This window comes from Salinivibrio sp. MA440 (genome assembly GCF_001996265.1).
Taxonomy (GTDB): domain Bacteria; phylum Pseudomonadota; class Gammaproteobacteria; order Enterobacterales; family Vibrionaceae; genus Salinivibrio; species Salinivibrio costicola.
In genome coordinates, this window is sequence record NZ_MUFI01000007.1 from 1 (window position 1) to 20483 (window position 20483).

Below are 20483 nucleotides of genomic sequence, written 5' to 3' on the forward strand. Positions count from 1 at the left end.
CAATCTGTGTGAACACTCGCAAGAATAGCGTCAGTAAGGAGGTGATCCAGCCCCAGGTTCCCCTAGGGCTACCTTGTTACGACTTCACCCCAGTCATGAACCACACCGTGGTAAACGCCCTCCCGAAGGTTAAGCTATCTACTTCTGGTGCAGCCCACTCCCATGGTGTGACGGGCGGTGTGTACAAGGCCCGGGAACGTATTCACCGTGGCATTCTGATCCACGATTACTAGCGATTCCGACTTCATGGAGTCGAGTTGCAGACTCCAATCCGGACTACGACAAACTTTAAGGGATTCGCTAAACATCGCTGTCTCGCTGCCCTCTGTATCTGCCATTGTAGCACGTGTGTAGCCCTACTCGTAAGGGCCATGATGACTTGACGTCGTCCCCACCTTCCTCCGGTTTATCACCGGCAGTCTCCCTGGAGTTCCCACCATTAYGTGCTGGCAAACAAGGATAAGGGTTGCGCTCGTTGCGGGACTTAACCCAACATTTCACAACACGAGCTGACGACAGCCATGCAGCACCTGTCTCAGCGCTCCCGAAGGCACRCCTCTATCTCTAAAGGCTTCGCTGGATGTCAAGAGTAGGTAAGGTTCTTCGCGTTGCATCGAATTAAACCACATGCTCCACCGCTTGTGCGGGCCCCCGTCAATTCATTTGAGTTTTAACCTTGCGGCCGTACTCCCCAGGCGGTCTACTTAATGCGTTAGCGCCGAAAGCCAAAGTCTAAAACCTCAACCTCCAAGTAGACAGCGTTTACGGCGTGGACTACCAGGGTATCTAATCCTGTTTGCTACCCACGCTTTCGCATCTGAGCGTCAGTCTTTGTCCAGGGGGCCGCCTTCGCCACTGGTATTCCTTCAGATCTCTACGCATTTCACCGCTACACCTGAAATTCTACCCCCCTCTACAAGACTCTAGCCTGCCAGTTTCAAATGCGGTTCCGAGGTTGAGCCCCGGGCTTTCACATCTGACTTAACAAACCGCCTGCATGCGCTTTACGCCCAGTAATTCCGATTAACGCTCGCACCCTCCGTATTACCGCGGCTGCTGGCACGGAGTTAGCCGGTGCTTCTTCTGCAGCTAACGTCAAGCCGTGCACGTATTAAGTACACGACCTTCCTCACTGCTGAAAGTGCTTTACAACCCGAAGGCCTTCTTCACACACGCGGCATGGCTGCATCAGGGTCTCCCCCATTGTGCAATATTCCCCACTGCTGCCTCCCGTAGGAGTCTGGGCCGTGTCTCAGTCCCAGTGTGGCTGATCATCCTCTCAAACCAGCTAAGGATCGTTGCCTTGGTAAGCCATTACCTTACCAACTAGCTAATCCTAACTGGGCCCATCCCAACGCGATAGCTTACATGTAGAGGCCACCTTTGGTCCNGGTCTCCCCCATTGTGCAATATTCCCCACTGCTGCCTCCCGTAGGAGTCTGGGCCGTGTCTCAGTCCCAGTGTGGCTGATCATCCTCTCAAACCAGCTAAGGATYGTTGCCTTGGTAAGCCATTACCTTACCAACTAGCTAATCCTAACTGGGCCCATCCCAACGCGATAGCTTACATGTAGAGGCCACCTTTGGTCCTGACTCTAACGAATCAAGAYATTATGCGGTATTAGCCGTCGTTTCCAACGGTTATYCCCCTCGTCAGGGCAGGTTCCCAGCCGTTACTCACCCGTCCGCCGCTCGACGTCCAGTAAATCCACCGAAGCTTCAATACTGCCGTTTCCGCTCGACTTGCATGTGTTAGGCCTGCCGCCAGCGTTCAATCTGAGCCATGATCAAACTCTTCAATTAAAGTCCAGTAAATCCACCGAAGCTTCAATACTGCCGTTTCCGCTCGACTTGCATGTGTTAGGCCTGCCGCCAGCGTTCAATCTGAGCCATGATCAAACTCTTCAATTAAAGTTTTGGTGTTTGCTTTTCCWAAGAAAAGACAAACGGCTCGATAAATACTGTTTTGTTCGTCTCTTGCGAGACAAACGAATTGACTGTGCTCTTGTTGGCATCCACTTTTAAAAAAGTGAAATCAAAACAGCTCAAGGCTGTACCAACATGAATTGGTCACTCAGTTCATCGAATAAATCTTTTTGTCTATTCTCAACGAGTGCCCACACAGATTGCATAGGTCAAATTGTTAAAGAGCGCTGCTCATCGCTGAGCGGGAGTGGCATAATACGCCACTTTGGCACTGAGTCAAGCATTTTGTTTTGCTTGTCTGTGTTGCCGTTGTTAGCTCGGCTTGCCGTGCCAACGAGAAGCGAATTATAGAGAGTTGTTTTTTTGATGCAAGTGTTTTTGTTCAAAAAAATCTAATCGCACAACTTTTCGCCGCATCGTTAAATATACGTTTACGCTTGGGTATCTTTCAATGCATCCGGCACATCGGCAATCGATACGAGGACCTCAGTCGCTAACGCCATCCCTTCTTCGGTAATAGGCTTCCCTGAACGAACCAGAAATCGCGTTTCGATGCCTGCTGCTTGAGCGGCTTTCATGTCATCTGCTTTATCACCCACCATCACAGAGCGAGATAAATCAATATCAAGCTCTTTCGCTGCCTCTAAAAGCATGCCTGGTTTAGGTTTTCGGCAGTCACAATCAAGTTGATATTCACCGATGCCGTCTAATGCATGATGCGGGCAATAGTAGATGCCATCGAAATCGACACCTTTATCGGCAAAGTTCCAATCCATCCACTCTGTCAATTGTAAGAAATCTTCTTCGCTGTAGTAACCCCGAGCAATGCCCGCTTGATTAGTGACTAACACTAAAAGATACCCTTTTTCTTTTAACGCGCGGCACGCCTCAAACACACCGTCAATGTATTCAAAGTTATCGATACTGGCCACATAACCGTGGTCAACATTCACCACGCCATCACGATCGATAAAAATTGCTGGTAGCCTCACGCATTTTTCCTCTTCATCAATAGTCACCAGATTATGTCACGCTCAAGACTGACTTGCATCCATACTCCCCGTCTCTTTCGCATGCTAGTATAGCGGCTTTATTGTCGGGTTTATTCGTTTATGCGCTCCCCATTTTCTATCACGCCGATCGGCACGCTCCAATCACCGTTTAAAGAAAAGTTTGCTGTTCCTCGCCAACCGGGGCTGGCACCGAGTGCGCTTGCCCACCTTAAATTACACGATGACGCGAATCAGATTGAGGCTGTCCGAGGCATCGAACAATATTCCCATCTATGGTTGCTCTTTCTCTTTGACCAAAACTTAGAGAAAGGATGGCGACCGACAGTGCGTCCCCCTCGTTTAGGTGGGAATGAACGTATTGGCGTCTTTGCTAGCCGAGCAACGTTTCGCCCTAACGGTATTGGCATGTCAGCCGTCGAGCTGGTTGATGTGTCACAGGATAACGGGCAGGTCACCTTAACACTGCGCGGATGCGATCTCGTCGACCAGACACCTATTATCGATATAAAACCATACATTCCCTATTCAGATAGCATAGCCGACGCTCAAGGCGGATTTGCTCAAACCAAACCGCCCCCAATGGACGTCCGTTTTTCTGACAACGCATTACAGGATTTATCTCAATCTCCTTATCAAGCCTACCATCAACGCGTGATTAGCGAAGTATTAGCCCAGGATCCTCGTCCTGCTTATAAACAGGGTAAAAAGGATGATAAATGTTACGCCGTACACCTTTTTGATTTTAACGTGCGGTTTTATGTACAACCTACGCAAATCCTGGTCGTGGCGGTAGAAGCTTTTGTCGAAACTCCCCCACACTGTTAATATGTTTGGACTTATTGAACGCCAATTTCAACGGATAACTTTAAATGCGTACCAGTCAATATCTGCTTTCTACCTTGAAAGAAACCCCTAGCGACGCAGAGATTGTCAGCCACCAGCTGATGCTGCGCGCGGGCATGATTCGAAAACTTGCCTCTGGCCTTTATACTTGGTTGCCTTCGGGTGTCCGCGTACTTCACCATGTTGAACGCATTGTGCGCGAAGAAATGAATCGAGCCGGGGCCGTTGAGACCATGATGCCCGTTGTCCAACCTGCTGATCTTTGGTTAGAGACGGGGCGCTGGGAGAAGTTTGGTCCTGAGCTACTTCGTATTGCTGACCGCCATCAGCGTGATTTTGTCTTAGGCCCTACGCATGAAGAAGTGATTACGCACTTGGCACGTAATGAAATTAATTCATACAAGCAACTGCCGCTCAATCTTTATCAAATCCAAACCAAGTTCCGTGATGAAGTACGTCCAAGATTTGGTGTTATGCGCTCACGCGAATTCACAATGAAAGACGCGTACAGTTTTGATATTGATAAAGCAGGCATGGAACAAAGCTACGAGAAGATGCGTGCGGCCTACTGTGCCATTTTTGATCGTATGGGGCTGGACTATCGTGCTGTGTTAGCAGATACCGGTGCGATTGGTGGGTCAGCATCACACGAGTTCCATGTCCTGGCCGACAGTGGTGAAGATCTGATTGCATTTTCAACCGAGTCCGACTACGCAGCAAATATTGAAAAAGCCGAAGCTTTGGCACCTAAAACGCAGGCTGATGCACCGACCCAAGAAATGACGCTCGTCGATACTCCTGATGCGAAAACCATCGCTGAGTTGGTTGCGCAGTTTGAGCTTCCGATTGAAAAGACGGTAAAAACTTTATTTGTCAAAGCCTCTGACGAGGTAGAGTCTGATCTTATCGCCCTAATCATCCGTGGTGACCACGAGTTGAATGAAGTGAAAGCAGAGAACCTACCACAGGTTGCTGCACCACTTACCTTTGCGACTGAAGAAGAAATCCGCGCACTGGTTGGAGCGGGTCCTGGCTCTTTAGGGCCTGTCAACTTACCGTCTCCTTTCATCGTTGACCGCAGTGTGGCAGTCATGAACGATTTTGGCGCAGGTGCCAATATCGACGATAAGCACTACTTCGGGATCAACTGGGGACGCGATGCGGCGCTTGGCCAAGTTGAGGACCTACGCAACGTTGTCGAAGGCGACCCTAGCCCGTGTGGCAAAGGAACGCTGATGTTTAAACGCGGTATTGAAGTCGGTCATATTTTCCAGCTTGGTAATAACTACTCGCAAAAAATGAATGCCGGCGTGCTTGGACAGGATGGCAAGAACGCGATGCTAGAAATGGGCTGTTACGGTATCGGCATTACGCGTGTGATTGCTGCCGCCATCGAACAGAACCATGACCAAAATGGCATTATCTGGCCCGATGCCCTTGCGCCATTTAAAGTTGCCATTGTACCGATGAATATGCATAAGTCTGAGCGCGTACGCGAAGCAGCAGAAGCACTCTATGCTGATCTGACTCACGCTGGTATCGATGTATTATTCGATGATCGTAAAGAGCGCCCAGGCGTAATGTTCTCCGACATTGAGCTTGTCGGTGTTCCTCACACGATTGTTATCGGAGAGCGCAGCATGGATAACGGAGTGTTCGAGTACAAACACCGTCGTGATGGCGAGAAAGTGCCTTTTGCGATTGACGATGCACTGACTTTCATTCAATCAAAACTCGCTTAAATAACGCGTGATGGTTGCATTCAATACCCCGTTTTAGCGGGGTATTTTTTTGCTGATTTGTTGCCAATCGGCCTCACTGATTACAAAGCCCTCTATTCAACGCAGTCACCATCCGCAATGTTTAAAAGATTGAATGTTGGAAAGAGTGTGACAATGACCATGCATCGGCGCACACAGGCTGTCTATAATCAAACTGTTAGCGCGAGGATGAGATATGTATGGCCAAAAGCAAACCTAAGACAGCTTTGGTGCTGACTGGCGGTGGGGCCCGAGCCGCTTACCAAGTTGGTGTGTTATCGGCGATCGCGCAGTGGTATCCGCGCGTGCATACTAGCCCGTTTACTATTTATTGTGGCACATCAGCCGATGCGATTAATGCCGTCTCCCTTGCGAGCCATGCGTCATGTTTTCGACTAGGCGTCAAAAAACTGTCGTGGCTATGGCGCCGATTGAGTACGTCTCGTGTCATTGCGAGTCACCCCAGCGCATTGATTGGCCACCTGTTGTCACAAACCGGGCAACGTTTTCAGTCTCACTATCAACCTCCCATTCCCTTTGGCTTACTAAATAACCGACCTTTACGCTATCTGCTTAATCAAACCATTAACTTTAATAAACTTAATTATCAGCTCTTAGCTGGGCACTTACACGGGCTATCCGTCACCGCCTCTAACTATCAAACCGGCCAGTCAGTCAGCTTTTTCCAAGGAGATCCGGAGATTCCGCCTTGGGTACGTGCCCGTGCGGTGGGCCGCCGCAGTCAAATATCAACAGAACACTTACTCGCTTCTTCCGCTATTCCGTTCATGTTTCCAGCATCTAGAATTGGCCATGAGTTTTACGGTGACGGTGCCATCCACCAGATCGCACCTTTGCGGCCAGCGGTAAAAATGGATGCAGAGCGTATCCTCATTTTAGATTTGACCACTGGGATCCGGCAATCTGCTCAAATAAATCATGCAGCTCCTGGGCTAGCAATGCTCGGCGGCCACCTGATGAATGCCATTTTCGCCGATACACTGTCTGCAGATTTGGAGCACCTTCAACGACTTAATCAAGTAGCTAGTGCGCTGACGCCATCACAGCAGCAACAGTTGGGATTACGCCATATTGATGTCTTACATCTGCGTCCTTCTGAGCCTTTTGAGCCCCTAGCCAAGCGTTTTTACCCACATATGCCGATAGCCTTGCGGAGTTTACTCAAATTATTAGGCATCAATGCCGGTCAAGATGCGACCCTAGCGAGTTATTTGTTATTTGAGCCGGCATACCTTCGCCAGTTGATTGACATTGGTTATCGCGATGCACACAATCATCAGTCTGATATTCTTTCTCTACTGACCGATTAATTATCTAAAAAACAACATGCTTATTAGCCTCTCCTCACCATGATTAGGATGAATATTAAAGGCTGGCATGATTTCTGCTTTACCATTACAAACACACACGATTGTAGAGTTGTTATCCTTTAATGAATGCCTCGCACATAAAGCAGTATACAAAGGCTGATTCCCCCCCGCGGATTATTCCGTTGGGCGCCGATCAGCGCTTGTTGTTGCTGCAAAAACTGCAAGGCCACCTTGATATAAAGGTCCTGTTCGAGGTCTATGCGCGCCAATTAGAAAAACATATCGATATCGGTCGGATTATTTGGGAGCACGATGACATCTCCAATATCATTCGCCGTGGTGAGCAACATACCTTTCGTCAAACGTTTTCAATCAAGTTCAATAAACAGCCGCTTGGTGTCCTTCAATATTCGACACCTTATAAGCTCGACCGAGACGAAATTAGCTTGTTACACACCTATCACAAGTTATTAGCCGGCCCGCTTAATAATGCCGTTGAGTATACGCGTGTGAAAAATATGGCGTTACTTGATGGTTTAACAGGCTTACACAACCGTACGAGCTTTGAGCAGGATCTTCAGCATGCGGTTGCTGTATGCGAGCGAGAAAATATCGGCCTTGTGATGGTGATGTTCGATATGGACAACTTTAAACAAGTCAATGACACCTATGGTCATTTGGACGGCGATAAAGTGTTACGCCGCTTTTCCTTGCTGGTTAGGGAAGCGGTAAGAGGAAGTGATCGCTGCTATCGACTGGGCGGCGATGAGTTTGCCGTCATCTTACAGCCCGCCAGCCAAACGTCAGTCAAGCGAGTCACAACACGCGTTAAACAACTCGTTGGCCAAGACCACCTGCTATCCAGCCATCAGATCAGTGCCTCGGTCGGATTTTCTGAGTATCGACAAGGCGACAATAACCTCTCTCTTTACGAGCGTGCTGACCAGAGCATGTACCGCCAGAAGCGCGCACGTTAATACTTTCCTCCTGCCGGTGAGATTGGGTATAGTGCTCCTTATCATCACTTGAGGAGACAATCATGAAAGTTGCAGACTGCTGTGATCTTATTCGCCAACGCTATGCCGAAATAGGCAGTGGTGAGCAAGGCTATATTCCCGCGGCGATCCACTGCGCGATCAACACCCTAAACGACGTTGCACAAGATCCGTCGATTCCTCAGTCACGTCGCGACCAAGCTGCATTTGCAGCCGCCAATTTATTGATTAGCGATCACGAGGATTAAGATGGATTTAAACAATTACGCGACCATGGATCCTGTGATGCTGATGAGCATCATCAACATGAAGCTGCGTGATGAATTCGATGGCTTGGACGATTTGGTTCGCTATTACGAGATAGATAAAGCCGCTCTCTGTGCTCGGCTTAAAGACGCGGGCTTTGACTACCTGGAAGCAACGAAGCAATTTCGATAATCAGGATTAAAACGAGAAAAGCGGACATGATGTCCGCTTTTTATCTCAATTCACCCTGTGAGCGTGTTCGCTTAACCCAGTGACACCCATAACACGGTTGCCACCAAAATAGGACACACGAACTTCACATAGGCGGGCCAAATTTTCCAAAAAAGGCTCTGTTCAATCTCTTCATAGCCCTCACGTAAGGCAGACAATTTACGGTCACGCGCCCAGATCCAGCCACCAAATAAGCAAAACAGTAAAGCAGCAAAAGGCTGGAAGTATTGAGTCGCCACTTTTGCCACTAACCCGAACAAAGTACCAAAGTGGAAAACAATCACCGCACTCAACGCCGCAATCAAGCCGCCAAGCACCCAGCTTGTCAATTTACGATTTGATCCTAACCGCTCGCTAGCCAGTGCAACCGGACACTCGAGCATAGAAATAGAGGACGTCAGTGCGGCAATCGTCATTAATAAGAAGAAGACCAAAGACACATAGGGGCCAGCAGCACCTAAGCTTTCAAACAGCAAGGGTAACACGGTGAATACTAAGGTATCGGCGCTAAGTAAGCTGCCATCCTGAGCATAGATTTCGACGCCCTGATGCATCGCCACAAACATCGCTGGCAATACCACTAACCCCGCAACTACCGCCACAGCAGTATCCACCAAGGTCACACTCAAGGCCATCTTCGGCAAATTCTCTTTCTGGCTAAGGTAAGAGCCATAAATCAACATCGAGCACCCACCAATCGTCAGCGAAAAGAAGCCTTGCCCCATCGCGGCTAGCAACAAGTCTTTGTCCATGATCTTGCTAAAGTCTGGGATGAGATAGTGCTTTAGTCCTTCTGTCGCGCCTGGCAATGTCATGATGTAGATGAACATGGCGGCAAATAAGACAAATAGCGCAGGCATCAAACGCGTTGACCAGCGTTCGATCCCTTGCTTGACCCCGGCTTGGACGATAAAAATAGTCAAAACATAAAAAAGGATAGCACCAAACAGGTTACGCGACGCCGAAAAGCCTTTTAACCATGCCGCTGTATCGGTAAATTGCAGGATCTCTGCGACCGCGGCGAGCAAAAATGACACTAACCAACCACCAACGATGCTATAAAACGCTAACACCATACAAGGCACCGCCAGGCCAATAAGACCCACACCACTGCCTAAGCGCTTCATTAGTGGGTTGTCACTTAATGCACGCATACTATCTAGCGGGTTAGCTCGACCATGACGGCCTATCGCCATCTCGACCACCAGCATCGGAAACGCGACCAGCAGAATCATCAGAAGATAGACGAGCAAAAAAGCGCCCCCGCCATTACTGGCCGCTTGTGTCGGAAACCCCCAAATATTACCGAGCCCAACCGCAGCCCCTGCTGCAGCGAGAACGAAGCCAATTCTAGTACCGAATAACTCGCGACTTGATGCCATTACCACTCACCTCATGTATCATTAGACTAGTACATTAAGTAATTCGGGAAAATTAAGCAAGCCCGGGGCGCTTAACTGCTCAATTAATCATCACTAGACGGGCATGCTATTATGCCGCCATGATGCGCGATGTTTCTTTTGTCCTCGGTTTAACGGAGTAAAAATAGGTAAACATCCGTTTGCAAAGACTAACGCTAACGTTGCCAAACGAGTCGCCATTGCTGACCACTCGCCCCTAGACGAACAAAATGGTCAGCCACCGCTACCACGCCCTGATCGTCACAGACAATAGGTTGCCGACGACGTAACCAACTTGGGATCGCCGCCTCTTGATAAAGCTTCTTTAATTTTCGCCGCCCTTGCCGCCCAACAGGATGCATTGCTAAGCCACTCGGATTAAAGTGGACCTTGAGCGTTGAGGTTAATGGTCCGAGCGCTAAACCTGGCGCTGTCGCCTCAAAGGGCAACAAGTGCAATTGTCCAAGCCCATCGGGTAACGTCAGGGGCTGCTCCAGTGTTAACTCTCCTTGCCACTGCGATAAGTCGGCACAAGGTGTGACGACATAAAGCTGTTGCTGATAGCGACGAATACTGACATCTGCGATCGTCAAACACGGGTTAGCGTCTTGTTTGGCGTGGATCACATCACGGATAAGCACCTGTAACTGCGCATAAGTGAGCACCAACTTATATCGCTTTAGCCAATGACGGAGCAGCGCATGCGCCATGGCAGGATCCGCTTGGGGGAGTACCGCGATCGGTAACGCGCCTGAATCACTGACTGCATTTTCCACTATCGGCGCGATAAAACGCGTCAGCAGTGAGGATTGCTCTGCACATAGGCGCTGTGTGCGTTGAACGGCTTGTCGAAAGCCAGGCCAGCGCGCATCGGCTTCCGGTAACCAGTGCTGACGTAAGAAGTTGCGATCAAAGCGAGTTTGCTGATTGCTAGGGTCATCAATCCAACTCAGCCCATGGCTGCTGGCATAGCTTGCAAGGGCAGCACGTGATTGGGCTAAGAGAGGCCGCACGAGCCAGCCCTGCCCTAATGGACGCACCTCGGGCATCCCTGCTAATCCGTCGAGGCCACTGCCACGCTTTAGCGCGAGGAAAAATGTTTCAACCTGATCGTCACCATGCTGCGCCGTCAACACTAAACCTTCCGGCTCTAGATGTTGTTGCAAGGCCTGATACCTTGCTTCACGCGCGGCGTGTTCAAGACTGAGCGCACTGTCGAGTTCAACATGCTCAACTCGACAGTCAAAGCCCGCTTGTGCAGCCCAGTGTTGGCATTGTCTCGCCCATTGTTCAGCCTGCAGTTGCAAACCATGATTAACGTGGACCACCCGATAACAATGCTGAGGATGCTGATCACGATACTGAGCCAACAGTGCAAGCAGCACCCGAGAGTCCAGACCACCGCTTAATGCGAGAATGATCTGCCGTGGCGTCGTGGTTAACGGTGCCAAACAATCACAAAGTTGTTGGTAAAGCATAGGCATTCACTGTTGATATAATCCGCCATTGTTGCTGGCCGCTGGTCAAAAGAAAAGGGCCCGAAGGCCCTTTTATCCCTATAAATACCATAACGGCTTAGCAATAACCGTAGTTCAATAAACGCTGGTAACGACGATCGCGCAGGCTTTCCGTATCCAAGCCTTCCAAATCAGCCAGCTGGGCCAACAAGGTGTCTTTAATACGCTCTGCCATCGCGGTTAAATCGCGATGGGCGCCCCCAAGTGGTTCGCTAATCACAGTATCAATTAAACCCAGCTCTTTAAGCCGTGGCGCTGTGATCCCCATTGCATCCGCCGCTTGAGGGGCTTTTGCTGAATCACGCCAAAGAATCGACGCACATCCCTCAGGCGAAATCACCGAATAGGTTGAGTATTGCAGCATGTTGACGTAATCGCCTACGCCTATCGCTAACGCTCCTCCAGAGCCTCCTTCACCAACCACATTACAAATAATGGGGACAGTTAACCCAGCCATTTCTTTAAGGTTTCGAGCAATCGCTTCCGACTGGCCGCGCTCTTCCGCGCCCACACCAGGATACGCGCCGGCGGTATCAATAAAGGTGATCACAGGAATATTAAACCGTTCCGCCATCTTCATCAGGCGTAATGCTTTACGGTACCCTTCTGGTTTTGGCATTCCAAAGTTACGTTTTACCTTTTCGTTGGTATCACGCCCTTTTTGGTGACCGATCACCATCACTGGACGCCCCTCAAGACGCGCCAATCCACCGACTAATGCTTTGTCGTCGGCATACGCACGATCGCCGGCCAGCTCATCAAATTCGTGAAAAATCCGGTTCAGATAATCGTAGGTGTAAGGGCGTTGTGGATGACGCGCCAACTGCGCGACTTGCCAAGCACCTAAATCAGCAAAAATCTTTCGAGTAAGCTCAACGCTTTTGGTTTCCAGCTGCTCGATTTCTTTATCTAAGTTAACCGCGTCTTCTCCGCCACGCTTGGACACCGCACGAAGGGCCTCAATTTTGGCTTCTAATTCTGCGATCGGTTTTTCGAACTCTAAAAAATTAAGACTCATACCAAGAGAATCCTATTGGTCACCGCCAGTGTACGCGATACGTCACCAGCCTGGCTTAGTTAAACTCTAATTCGACTTGATCATTACCGAGCAAGCCTTTCAAGGTGTCGATTAATTCATCGGTTGGCGTCACACGCCATTCCGCGCCTAAACGCAACCGAGCACGCGCATCATCACGCTGATAATAGATATTCACCGGCACCGTACCCGAACGATACGGCGCCAGTGCATCATGAAATCGTTCAAAAAAGGGGGCCTCTATTTGCTTAGATGACATCGATATGCCCAAACAACGCGCGTATTTTTCCCGCGCTTGGCTAATGTCCATCAATTCACGGGCGGTCATTTTAAGCCCCCCGTTGAAGTCATCAAAGCTGACCTGTCCTGAGACCACCAGAATGCGATCTTTCTCCACTAGATCAAGATATTTGTCGAGCACGTCAGAAAAAAGCATCACTTCCATCCGGCCCGAACGATCATCCAGGGTCAGTATCCCCAGCCGAGAGCCGCGTTTGGTGGTCATGACTCGCGCAGCAATCACCAACCCTGAAACGGTCGAGATCACATCGCGTTTAGTTGCGTGCGCATCTTCCAGCCGCCAGGTCACATAATTTTTCAGCTCTTTGCGGTAACTATTAATGGGATGACCGGTTAAATACAACCCTAGCGTTTCTCTCTCTCCCTCTAGCCATACTTTATCTGGCCAAGGGGCCGCATGCGCGTAGGCGTGCTCAACTTCTTCAGGGGCATCCGTTAATACCCCGAACATATCGGTTTGCCCATATGCTTCAGCTTGATGGTGTTGGCTCGCGGCGCGAATCGCTTCATCGACAGACGCCATCATCGCAGCACGATGTGGCCCCAGTTTATCCATAGCACCGGCGCGGATCAGCCGTTCAATCACACGTTTGTTGACTTTTTTAGTATCAATTCGAGCACAAAAATCAAACAAGTCTCGGAAATAACCGTCTTGCTCGCGAGCGGCGACAATTGTATCAATAGGGCCTTCGCCAACCCCTTTAATCGCCCCAATACCGTAGACAATCTCACCTTCGTCATTCACGGTAAAATGATGCAGACCCGCATTCACATCGGGCGGTAACACCGTCAGCTTCATGCGGCGACACTCTTCAACCAGCCCCACGACTTTATCGGTGTTATCCATATCAGCGGTCATCACCGCCGCCATAAACTCAGCGGGATAGTGCGCTTTTAGCCACAGCGTTTGATAAGAAACTAGCGCATATGCCGCTGAATGCGATTTGTTAAAGCCGTAACCGGCGAACTTTTCTACTAAGTCGAAGATGCGCATCGCCAGCTCGCCATCAATGTCGTTGGCGATCGCCCCTTTCTCAAAGATTGCACGCTGCTTGGCCATTTCTTCGGGCTTTTTCTTACCCATGGCACGACGCAGCAAGTCTGCACCGCCCAGAGTATACCCCGCTAGCGTTTGCGCAATCTGCATCACCTGCTCTTGATAGAGAATGATGCCATAAGTCGGCTCAAGCGTTTCTTGCAGTGACGGATGTTGCCACTTCTCATCGGGATAAGAAACCTGCTCTCGGCCATGCTTACGGTCAATAAAGTTATCGACCATCCCTGATTGCAACGGGCCCGGCCGGAACAACGCCACCAAAGCGATCATGTCCTCAAAACTATCGGGCTGAAGACGCTTGATCAGCTCTTTCATGCCACGTGATTCCAGCTGGAAAACCGCGGTCGTCTCGGCTTTACGCAACATCGCAAAGGATGCCTGATCGGTCATCGGGATCGCGGTAATATCAATCGGATCCAGCCCTTTGGCTTTCAAGCGAGGATTGATCATGCCCAACGCCCAGTCGATGATCGTCAGGGTTCGCAGGCCCAGGAAATCAAACTTCACCAAGCCTGCGGTTTCAACATCATTTTTATCGAACTGGGTAACAGGGTGGTGTCCCTCGCTATCACAATAGAGTGGCGAGAAATCGGTAATCGTCGTGGGCGAAATCACTACCCCGCCCGCATGCTTACCCGCGTTACGTGTGACCCCTTCCAGCTTCCGCGCCATGTCGATCAGCGCTTTGACTTCTTCATCATTGTTATAGACTTCGACCAGCTGGGGCTCTGCGTCAAAGGCTTTCTCAAGAGTCATCCCTGGATCAGGAGGCACAAGTTTAGAAATGCGATCAACAAAGCCGTAAGGGTGTCCCAACACCCGACCTACATCGCGAATAACCGCCTTGGCCGCCATGGTACCAAAGGTAATGATCTGAGATACCGCATCACGTCCGTACATTTCGGCGACATGGTCGATCACCAGATCGCGTTTATCCATACAGAAATCGACATCGAAATCCGGCATCGAGACACGCTCGGGATTCAAGAAGCGCTCGAAAAGCAGATCAAATTGCAGCGGATCCAGGTCGGTGATTTTGAGGGCATACGCAACCAATGAGCCAGCGCCCGAACCGCGCCCTGGACCAACGGGGATATCGTTATCTTTTGACCATTGGATAAACTCCATGACGATCAAAAAGTACCCGGGAAATCCCATTTGGTTAATCACGCCAAGCTCACGCTCCAAGCGTGCGTCATAGTCGGGTCGTCGACGTGCTCTTTCTGCTTCATCAGGAAACAAAAAGGCGAGACGTTCTTCCAACCCCTCTTGCGAGCGTTTAACCAGGTACTGATCAATGTCCATTCCCTCGGTCGGGAAGTTCGGTAAGAAGTATTCGTTTAGCCGAACAGGCACATTACAGCGTTTGGCTATTTCAACACTGTTGGTGAGTGCTTCGGGAATATCCGCAAACAGCTCACACATTTCTTGCTCAGTGCGTAAATACTGCTCTGCACTGTAGTGTTTAGGCCGACGCGGATCATCGAGCGTAAAGCCATCATGAATCGCGACGCGAATTTCGTGAGCATCAAATTCATCGGGCGAGAGAAAACAGACTTCATTGGTCGCCACGACAGGTAAATCATGCTCGGCAGCAAAGTCGACCGCAAAATGGAGGTAGCTCTCTTCATCTTGGCGTCCGGTCCGCACCAACTCCATATAGTAAGCGTTAGGAAAGTACCGCTGGTAGAAGTGTGCGCACTGTTCGGCGAGCGCTTGGTTGCCTTTCAGTAAAGCACGACCCAAATCACCACGACAGCCGCCAGATAGCACAATTAGGCCTTCGGCATGGTCAACGAGCCATTGTTGATCAATCACAGGACGATGCTGCACATGGCCGCGCAAATACGCTTTGGAGATCAGTAATGTCAGGTTTTTGTACCCAACTTTATTGGTGGCAAGCAGGGTTAGCTGACATAACTCATCGCCAAACGCATCAGACTGAACATTAAAATCTGCCCCGATAATGGGCTTAACACCCACATTGTTCGCAGTGTTATAGAACTTAACCAACCCACATAAATTACTGAAATCGGTGAGTGCCATCGCAGGCATGCCCATTTCCGCCACTTTTTTTACCAATGGCGGCACTTTGGACACTCCATCAACCATGGAGTAATCACTATGAATGCGTAAGTGGACGAAACGTGGCTCAGACATAAAACTCGCTACTTCACTATGATTGGCTGAGATAAATAGCGCGCACTAGTCGATACCGAGCGCGCGTTTAACCGGCTTAAAGCTCTTACGATGCATCGGTAAGGCACCGTGCTCAGCTAAAGCGGCCATATGAACTTTGGTCGGATACCCTTTATGTTGGGCAAATCCGTAGCCTGGATACGCGGCATCCAGCAACGCCATTTCATGATCGCGATCGACCTTGGCTAAAATTGAGGCGGCACTGATTTCCGCCACGCGTAAGTCACCTTTCACAACGGCTTGCGCCGGCATCGGTAAGTCAGGTACGCGATTACCGTCAATCAGCGCATAATCTGGAGTAACCGACAGCCCATTCACCGCACGCTGCATCGCTAGCATCGTGGCGTGTAATATATTGAGTGCATCAATTTCATCAGGCTCAGCACGTCCAACAGACCATGAAAGCGCTTTTTGCTTGATCTGATCATACAGCGCAAGCCGCTTTTTCTCGCTCAATTTCTTTGAATCGGTTAATCCAACAATCGGCTGATTGGGATCTAAAATCACCGCCGCTGTCACCACCGCGCCGACAAGCGGGCCTCGCCCGACCTCATCAACACCAGCAATCACGTTGGCGTCCGGGTATACAAAAGGTTGTTCAGTCATGGTGACCCAATAGTGTTAATACTGCCTTGGCGGCGGAGGCATCCGCATTTTGACGAATGGTTTGATGCAACGCAGTAAAGGTGGACAACAGTGCTTGATTATCGCTATCAAGCTGATCACTAACGGCCTTCGCTAACGCCTCTGGCTGACAGTCTTCCTGTAGCAGTTCAGGCACCAGTGGCGCGTCTGCTAAAATATTCGGCAACGAGACATACTGGGTCTTAAGCAAACGCTTTGCCAGCCATGCTGTCAGTGGTTTCACGCGGTAGCCCACCACCATAGGACGCTTGAGTAACATGCATTCAAGCGCGACGGTTCCCGACGCCAGCAACACAGAATCGGCCGCACTAATAACCTGGCGCGCTGTATCGTCAACCAAGGTAAACGAAAGCTCTGGGGCAATGGCCTGCCAAGCTTGCTCAAACTGTTCGCGACGTGCCGAGTTAACCAAAGCAACCACAAAGCCAAGTTCCGGATAACGTGCCGCAAGCTGTTGGCAGGCTTGTATGAACGGCGGGGCTAACATCGCCATCTCACTGCCGCGACTTCCCGGAAGGACCGCTAACCAACGTTTATTAGGGTCAAGCCCCAGGGTTTGCTGTGCCGCCATTTTATCCACTTGCATCGGAATGCTATCCGCCATGGTGTGACCGACAAAGGCACACGGCACGTCGAACTTATCGTAAAACGCTTTTTCAAAGGGCAGAAACGCTAAGACAAGATCCGTGGCGGCCGCAATTTTAAAGATCCGCTTTTGCCGCCACGCCCACACTGACGGGCTGACGTAATGGACGGTTTTTATTCCGGTTTTTTTTAATGATGCTTCAAGACGTAAGTTAAAGTCCGGCGCATCAATACCAATAAAGACATCAGGCGGATGAGCAGTAAAGTGCTTCACCAGCGCGGCCTTCACATTCAATAAACGCGGCAGTCGACCCAAGACCTCGACCAGCCCCATCACGGACAGCTCTTCCATATCAAACAGGCTCTGGCAGCCTTGCGCTATCATTCGTGGGCCGCCAATGCCGACAAATTCAATATTCGGGTGCTGGGCGCGCAGTGCCTTGATGAGGCCTTCACCTAAAACATCGCCGGAGATTTCTCCGGCGACGATTCCAACCCGTAATGGACGCTCACTCGGTAACATTAACGAATAACGCCTCGCGTTGAGCGTGCAAAAAAGTCAACAAACAACGCCAATGCAGGTTCGTCTTCTGCTTGCGCCGCGAGCTCTTTTTTCACTTCTTCTAACGTTTTACCGGCGCGATACATGTTTTTATACACCGCACGAATGGCCCGAATGGCGGACTTGTCGAAGCCACGGCGTTTGAGACCCTCCACATTGATCCCAAACGGTGCGCAGTGATTGCCTTGAGCCATCACATACGGTGGCACGTCTTGAACCACAATGGATCCGCCACCGAGCATGGCATGACTACCAATGACGCAGAACTGGTGAATAGCTGACATCCCGCCCACTATCGCATAGTCATCGACATGGACGTGTCCTGCCAAGGTCGCATTGTTGGCAAAAATACAATGATTCCCCACCACACAATCATGGGCGACGTGGGCATTAATCATAAACAGGTTGTCGCTGCCAACTTTGGTTTCGCCTTTATCTTGCACCGTGCCGCGGTGCATGGTCACGCTTTCCCGAATGGTATTGCGATCACCAATTTCCAATGTTGTTGGCTCACCAGCATATTTAAGATCTTGGCATGCTTCACCAATGGAGGCGAACTGATAGATTCTATTATCACAACCAATACGCGTAGGCCCTTTGATCACCACATGGGTCATCACTTCGGTCCCTGCACCGATCTCTACACCCTTCCCCACATAAGAAAAGGCGCCAATTTTTACGTTTTCCCCCAAGACTACACCGTCTTCGACAACGGCAGCGGGATGGATATAGGCAGTTTCGTGGATCACAATTAGATCTCTCTTCTTGCGCACTTTAATTGAGCCGAGCAGACAACATCACCATCGACTTTTGCGACGCCAGTAAAGGCCGCAATACCTCGGCGCTCTTTAATAAATTCTACCTCGAGAACCAGTTGGTCGCCTGGCGAGACTGGGCGGCGGAATTTAGCATTATCAATGCTTGCAAAATAGTATAGCTCGTTGTCTTTCGGCTTACCGAAGGTCTTAAATGCGAGCAAGCCTGTCGCTTGCGCCATCGCCTCTAGGATCAGTACGCCTGGGAACACCGGCAACTGCGGAAAATGCCCAGTGAACTGCGGCTCATTAACCGTAATATTTTTAATCGCGTGAAGGTACTGCCCTTCTTCAAAATCGGTAACACGATCAATCAACAAAAAAGGATAGCGGTGTGGTAACAGCTCTTTGATTTCATTGATATATAGAACTTTTTTTTCGCGAGTCAAGGTAGTATTCCCGTTCAAATCCAATACTGACTTCATTAACGCAAAACGGCCCGCGTTACTAAGGCGGGCCTGCTATTCTCGGCGTTAATCTTGTTTGTCGAGCTGATGTTCCAGCTCTTTAAGTCGCTTGTGCATCTCGTCAATTTTGAGCACACGCGCGGCTGTTTTCCGCCACTCGCGGTTGGGCTGTAACGGAATACCGGACGAATACATGCCCGGCTCAGTGATTGGCCGCATTACCATCGCCATTCCTGTGATGGTCACGTTATCTGTGATTTCCATATGGCCATTAAACACGCTGGCGCCACCGATAATGCAGTGTTTACCTACTTTGAGGCTGCCTGCCATTACCGTTGCACCCGCGATTGCCGTGTTCTCACCAATCGAGACATTATGCGCAATCTGGCACTGATTGTCGATAATCACGCCATCAGCAATCTCGGTATCATCCAACGCCCCACGGTCGATAGTGGTACAGGCACCTATTTCGACTCGGTTACCAATCACAACCCGGCCAAGCTGAGGGATTTTAATCCATTTGCCTTTGTCATTGGCGTAGCCAAACCCATCTGCGCCGATCACTGTTCCTGCTTGAACCAAACAATCTTGACCGATAACGACATGATGATAGACGCTAACATTGGCCCACAGTTTTGTCCGCGCGCCGAGTTTTGCGCCCTTACCAATAAAGCAACCTGCGCCAATTTGAACGTTGTCACCAATTAACGCCCCAGATTCAATCACCGCATTAGGACCAATGGCGACGCCTTCACCTAGGATGGCATCATTTGCAACGACCGCTGACGACGCGATATCGGTGGCGCAGGCAGGGGTCGTATCTAAAATTTGTGCGACCTTCGCGTAGGCTAAATAGGGGTCTGCCACCACCAAGGCATTGCCATGGCAATAGGCAAGATCGCCTTCTTTAAGCATCACCGCGCTAGCACGACACAGTGCAAGACCCTTCCGATATTTCGGACTCGATAAGAAGGTGATTTGCCCTTCTCCCGCTGAATTCATCCCTGCAAGCGAGGTTATCGTTACAGCGCCGTCTCCGTGGAGCTGTGCATCCAGTTTTTCCGCTAATTCAGCGAGAGTAATTGAAACCATGGGCTCCTCGACGGTTAGTTAACTGCGTTAATCACTTTTTCAGACAAATCATCACTTGGGTTCGCATACAAAACGGCATTGGCATCAATCACGATGTCATAGCCCTCTTGCTCTGCCACTTTATCGACGGCTTTTTTCAGCTTTTGCACCAGCTTAGATTCTTCTTGGCCGCCGCGCTTGCGCTGATCTTCCTGCAAGGCTTTTACTTTGAGTTTATAGTCAGATTCCATCGACTGAAGCTCGCGTTGTAGCTTCACGCGCTCGTCTTCGCTCATCAACTCACCATTACGTTTAAGTTTTTCTACGCCTTTTGAGAGCTTTTCTTTCAAACGTTCAATCTCTGCGACGCGATCTTTAAATTCACCACGCAATTTCTCATTGAGGTTATTTTTTTGCGCCAGCTGCGACATCACAGCGCCGGTTGATACGTAGCCCACTTTCTGTGCAGCATCAGCCGCTGATGCGTACATGGACGTGGTCAATACCGCGACACTCAGTCCCGCTGCTTTCAAAAATGATTTCAC

The 20483-nt window shown here is 50.0% G+C and carries 17 protein-coding genes and 1 rRNA gene; 6 read left to right on the forward strand and 12 right to left on the reverse strand.

Annotation, left to right across the window (positions count from 1 at the left end; translation table 11 throughout):
- Positions 1 to 34: 34 nt before the first annotated feature.
- Both BZG80_RS03230 and gmhB read right to left on the reverse strand, forming a co-directional pair.
- Positions 35 to 1802, reverse strand: a 16S ribosomal RNA gene (locus tag BZG80_RS03230).
- A gap of 554 nt (positions 1803 to 2356) precedes the next feature.
- Positions 2357 to 2917, reverse strand: a complete 561-nt coding sequence (gmhB, locus tag BZG80_RS03235; protein ID WP_108744098.1) for a D-glycero-beta-D-manno-heptose 1,7-bisphosphate 7-phosphatase — start codon at positions 2915 to 2917, stop codon at positions 2357 to 2359.
- 120 nt (positions 2918 to 3037) lie between these two features.
- Between gmhB and tsaA the strand changes: the two genes are divergently transcribed.
- The 6 genes from tsaA to BZG80_RS03265 all read left to right on the forward strand — a co-directional run bounded on the left by tsaA (position 3038) and on the right by BZG80_RS03265 (position 8305).
- A complete protein-coding gene (tsaA, locus tag BZG80_RS03240; RefSeq protein WP_077678738.1) occupies positions 3038 to 3763 on the forward strand; it encodes a tRNA (N6-threonylcarbamoyladenosine(37)-N6)-methyltransferase TrmO in 726 nt (241 codons plus the stop codon).
- Between the two features lie 44 nt (positions 3764 to 3807).
- Positions 3808 to 5523 carry a proline--tRNA ligase gene (locus BZG80_RS03245; RefSeq protein WP_077669437.1) on the forward strand — a complete coding sequence of 572 codons (1716 nt, stop codon included), beginning with the start codon at positions 3808 to 3810 and terminating at the stop codon, positions 5521 to 5523.
- 218 nt (positions 5524 to 5741) lie between these two features.
- Complete coding sequence (locus tag BZG80_RS03250; protein WP_077678739.1) at positions 5742 to 6872, forward strand: patatin-like phospholipase family protein; 1131 nt, start codon at positions 5742 to 5744, stop codon at positions 6870 to 6872.
- 122 nt (positions 6873 to 6994) lie between these two features.
- Positions 6995 to 7849 carry a GGDEF domain-containing protein gene (locus BZG80_RS03255; protein WP_021021983.1) on the forward strand — a complete coding sequence of 285 codons (855 nt, stop codon included), beginning with the start codon at positions 6995 to 6997 and terminating at the stop codon, positions 7847 to 7849.
- Between the two features lie 62 nt (positions 7850 to 7911).
- Complete coding sequence (locus tag BZG80_RS03260) at positions 7912 to 8115, forward strand: YaeP family protein (protein ID WP_021021984.1); 204 nt, start codon at positions 7912 to 7914, stop codon at positions 8113 to 8115.
- A 1-nt stretch (position 8116) separates the two neighbouring features.
- A complete protein-coding gene (locus BZG80_RS03265; RefSeq protein WP_077576830.1) occupies positions 8117 to 8305 on the forward strand; it encodes a DUF4250 domain-containing protein in 189 nt (62 codons plus the stop codon).
- A gap of 71 nt (positions 8306 to 8376) precedes the next feature.
- Here the strand turns inward: BZG80_RS03265 and BZG80_RS03270 are convergent, their stop codons facing one another.
- The 10 genes from BZG80_RS03270 to BZG80_RS03315 all read right to left on the reverse strand — a co-directional run bounded on the left by BZG80_RS03270 (position 8377) and on the right by BZG80_RS03315 (position 20483).
- The gene (locus BZG80_RS03270) at positions 8377 to 9726 is read right to left on the reverse strand and encodes a sodium-dependent transporter (RefSeq protein WP_021021986.1); all 1350 of its coding nucleotides are present in this window, start codon (positions 9724 to 9726) and stop codon (positions 8377 to 8379) included.
- Positions 9727 to 9920: 194 nt separating this feature from the next.
- Positions 9921 to 11222: a tRNA lysidine(34) synthetase TilS gene (gene tilS, locus BZG80_RS03275; protein WP_198532914.1), complete on the reverse strand. Its 1302-nt coding sequence runs from the start codon at positions 11220 to 11222 to the stop codon at positions 9921 to 9923.
- A 97-nt stretch (positions 11223 to 11319) separates the two neighbouring features.
- Positions 11320 to 12279: an acetyl-CoA carboxylase carboxyl transferase subunit alpha gene (accA, locus tag BZG80_RS03280; protein ID WP_021021988.1), complete on the reverse strand. Its 960-nt coding sequence runs from the start codon at positions 12277 to 12279 to the stop codon at positions 11320 to 11322.
- Positions 12280 to 12334: 55 nt separating this feature from the next.
- Positions 12335 to 15814 carry a DNA polymerase III subunit alpha gene (dnaE, locus tag BZG80_RS03285; protein WP_077678741.1) on the reverse strand — a complete coding sequence of 1160 codons (3480 nt, stop codon included), beginning with the start codon at positions 15812 to 15814 and terminating at the stop codon, positions 12335 to 12337.
- Positions 15815 to 15859: 45 nt separating this feature from the next.
- Positions 15860 to 16459, reverse strand: a complete 600-nt coding sequence (rnhB, locus tag BZG80_RS03290) for a ribonuclease HII (RefSeq protein ID WP_077459727.1) — start codon at positions 16457 to 16459, stop codon at positions 15860 to 15862.
- Entirely contained in the window at positions 16452 to 17606 is a 1155-nt protein-coding gene (lpxB, locus tag BZG80_RS03295) for a lipid-A-disaccharide synthase (protein ID WP_077678742.1), read from the reverse strand. Before lpxB ends, rnhB begins: the two co-directional genes overlap by 8 nt.
- A complete protein-coding gene (gene lpxA, locus BZG80_RS03300; protein WP_021021992.1) occupies positions 17606 to 18394 on the reverse strand; it encodes an acyl-ACP--UDP-N-acetylglucosamine O-acyltransferase in 789 nt (262 codons plus the stop codon). Before lpxA ends, lpxB begins: the two co-directional genes overlap by 1 nt.
- Positions 18395 to 18396: 2 nt before the next feature.
- Complete coding sequence (gene fabZ, locus BZG80_RS03305; protein WP_025744337.1) at positions 18397 to 18849, reverse strand: 3-hydroxyacyl-ACP dehydratase FabZ; 453 nt, start codon at positions 18847 to 18849, stop codon at positions 18397 to 18399.
- Positions 18850 to 18933: 84 nt separating this feature from the next.
- The gene (gene lpxD, locus BZG80_RS03310; RefSeq protein WP_077459730.1) at positions 18934 to 19959 is read right to left on the reverse strand and encodes a UDP-3-O-(3-hydroxymyristoyl)glucosamine N-acyltransferase; all 1026 of its coding nucleotides are present in this window, start codon (positions 19957 to 19959) and stop codon (positions 18934 to 18936) included.
- A 14-nt stretch (positions 19960 to 19973) separates the two neighbouring features.
- A complete protein-coding gene (locus tag BZG80_RS03315; protein ID WP_021021995.1) occupies positions 19974 to 20483 on the reverse strand; it encodes an OmpH family outer membrane protein in 510 nt (169 codons plus the stop codon).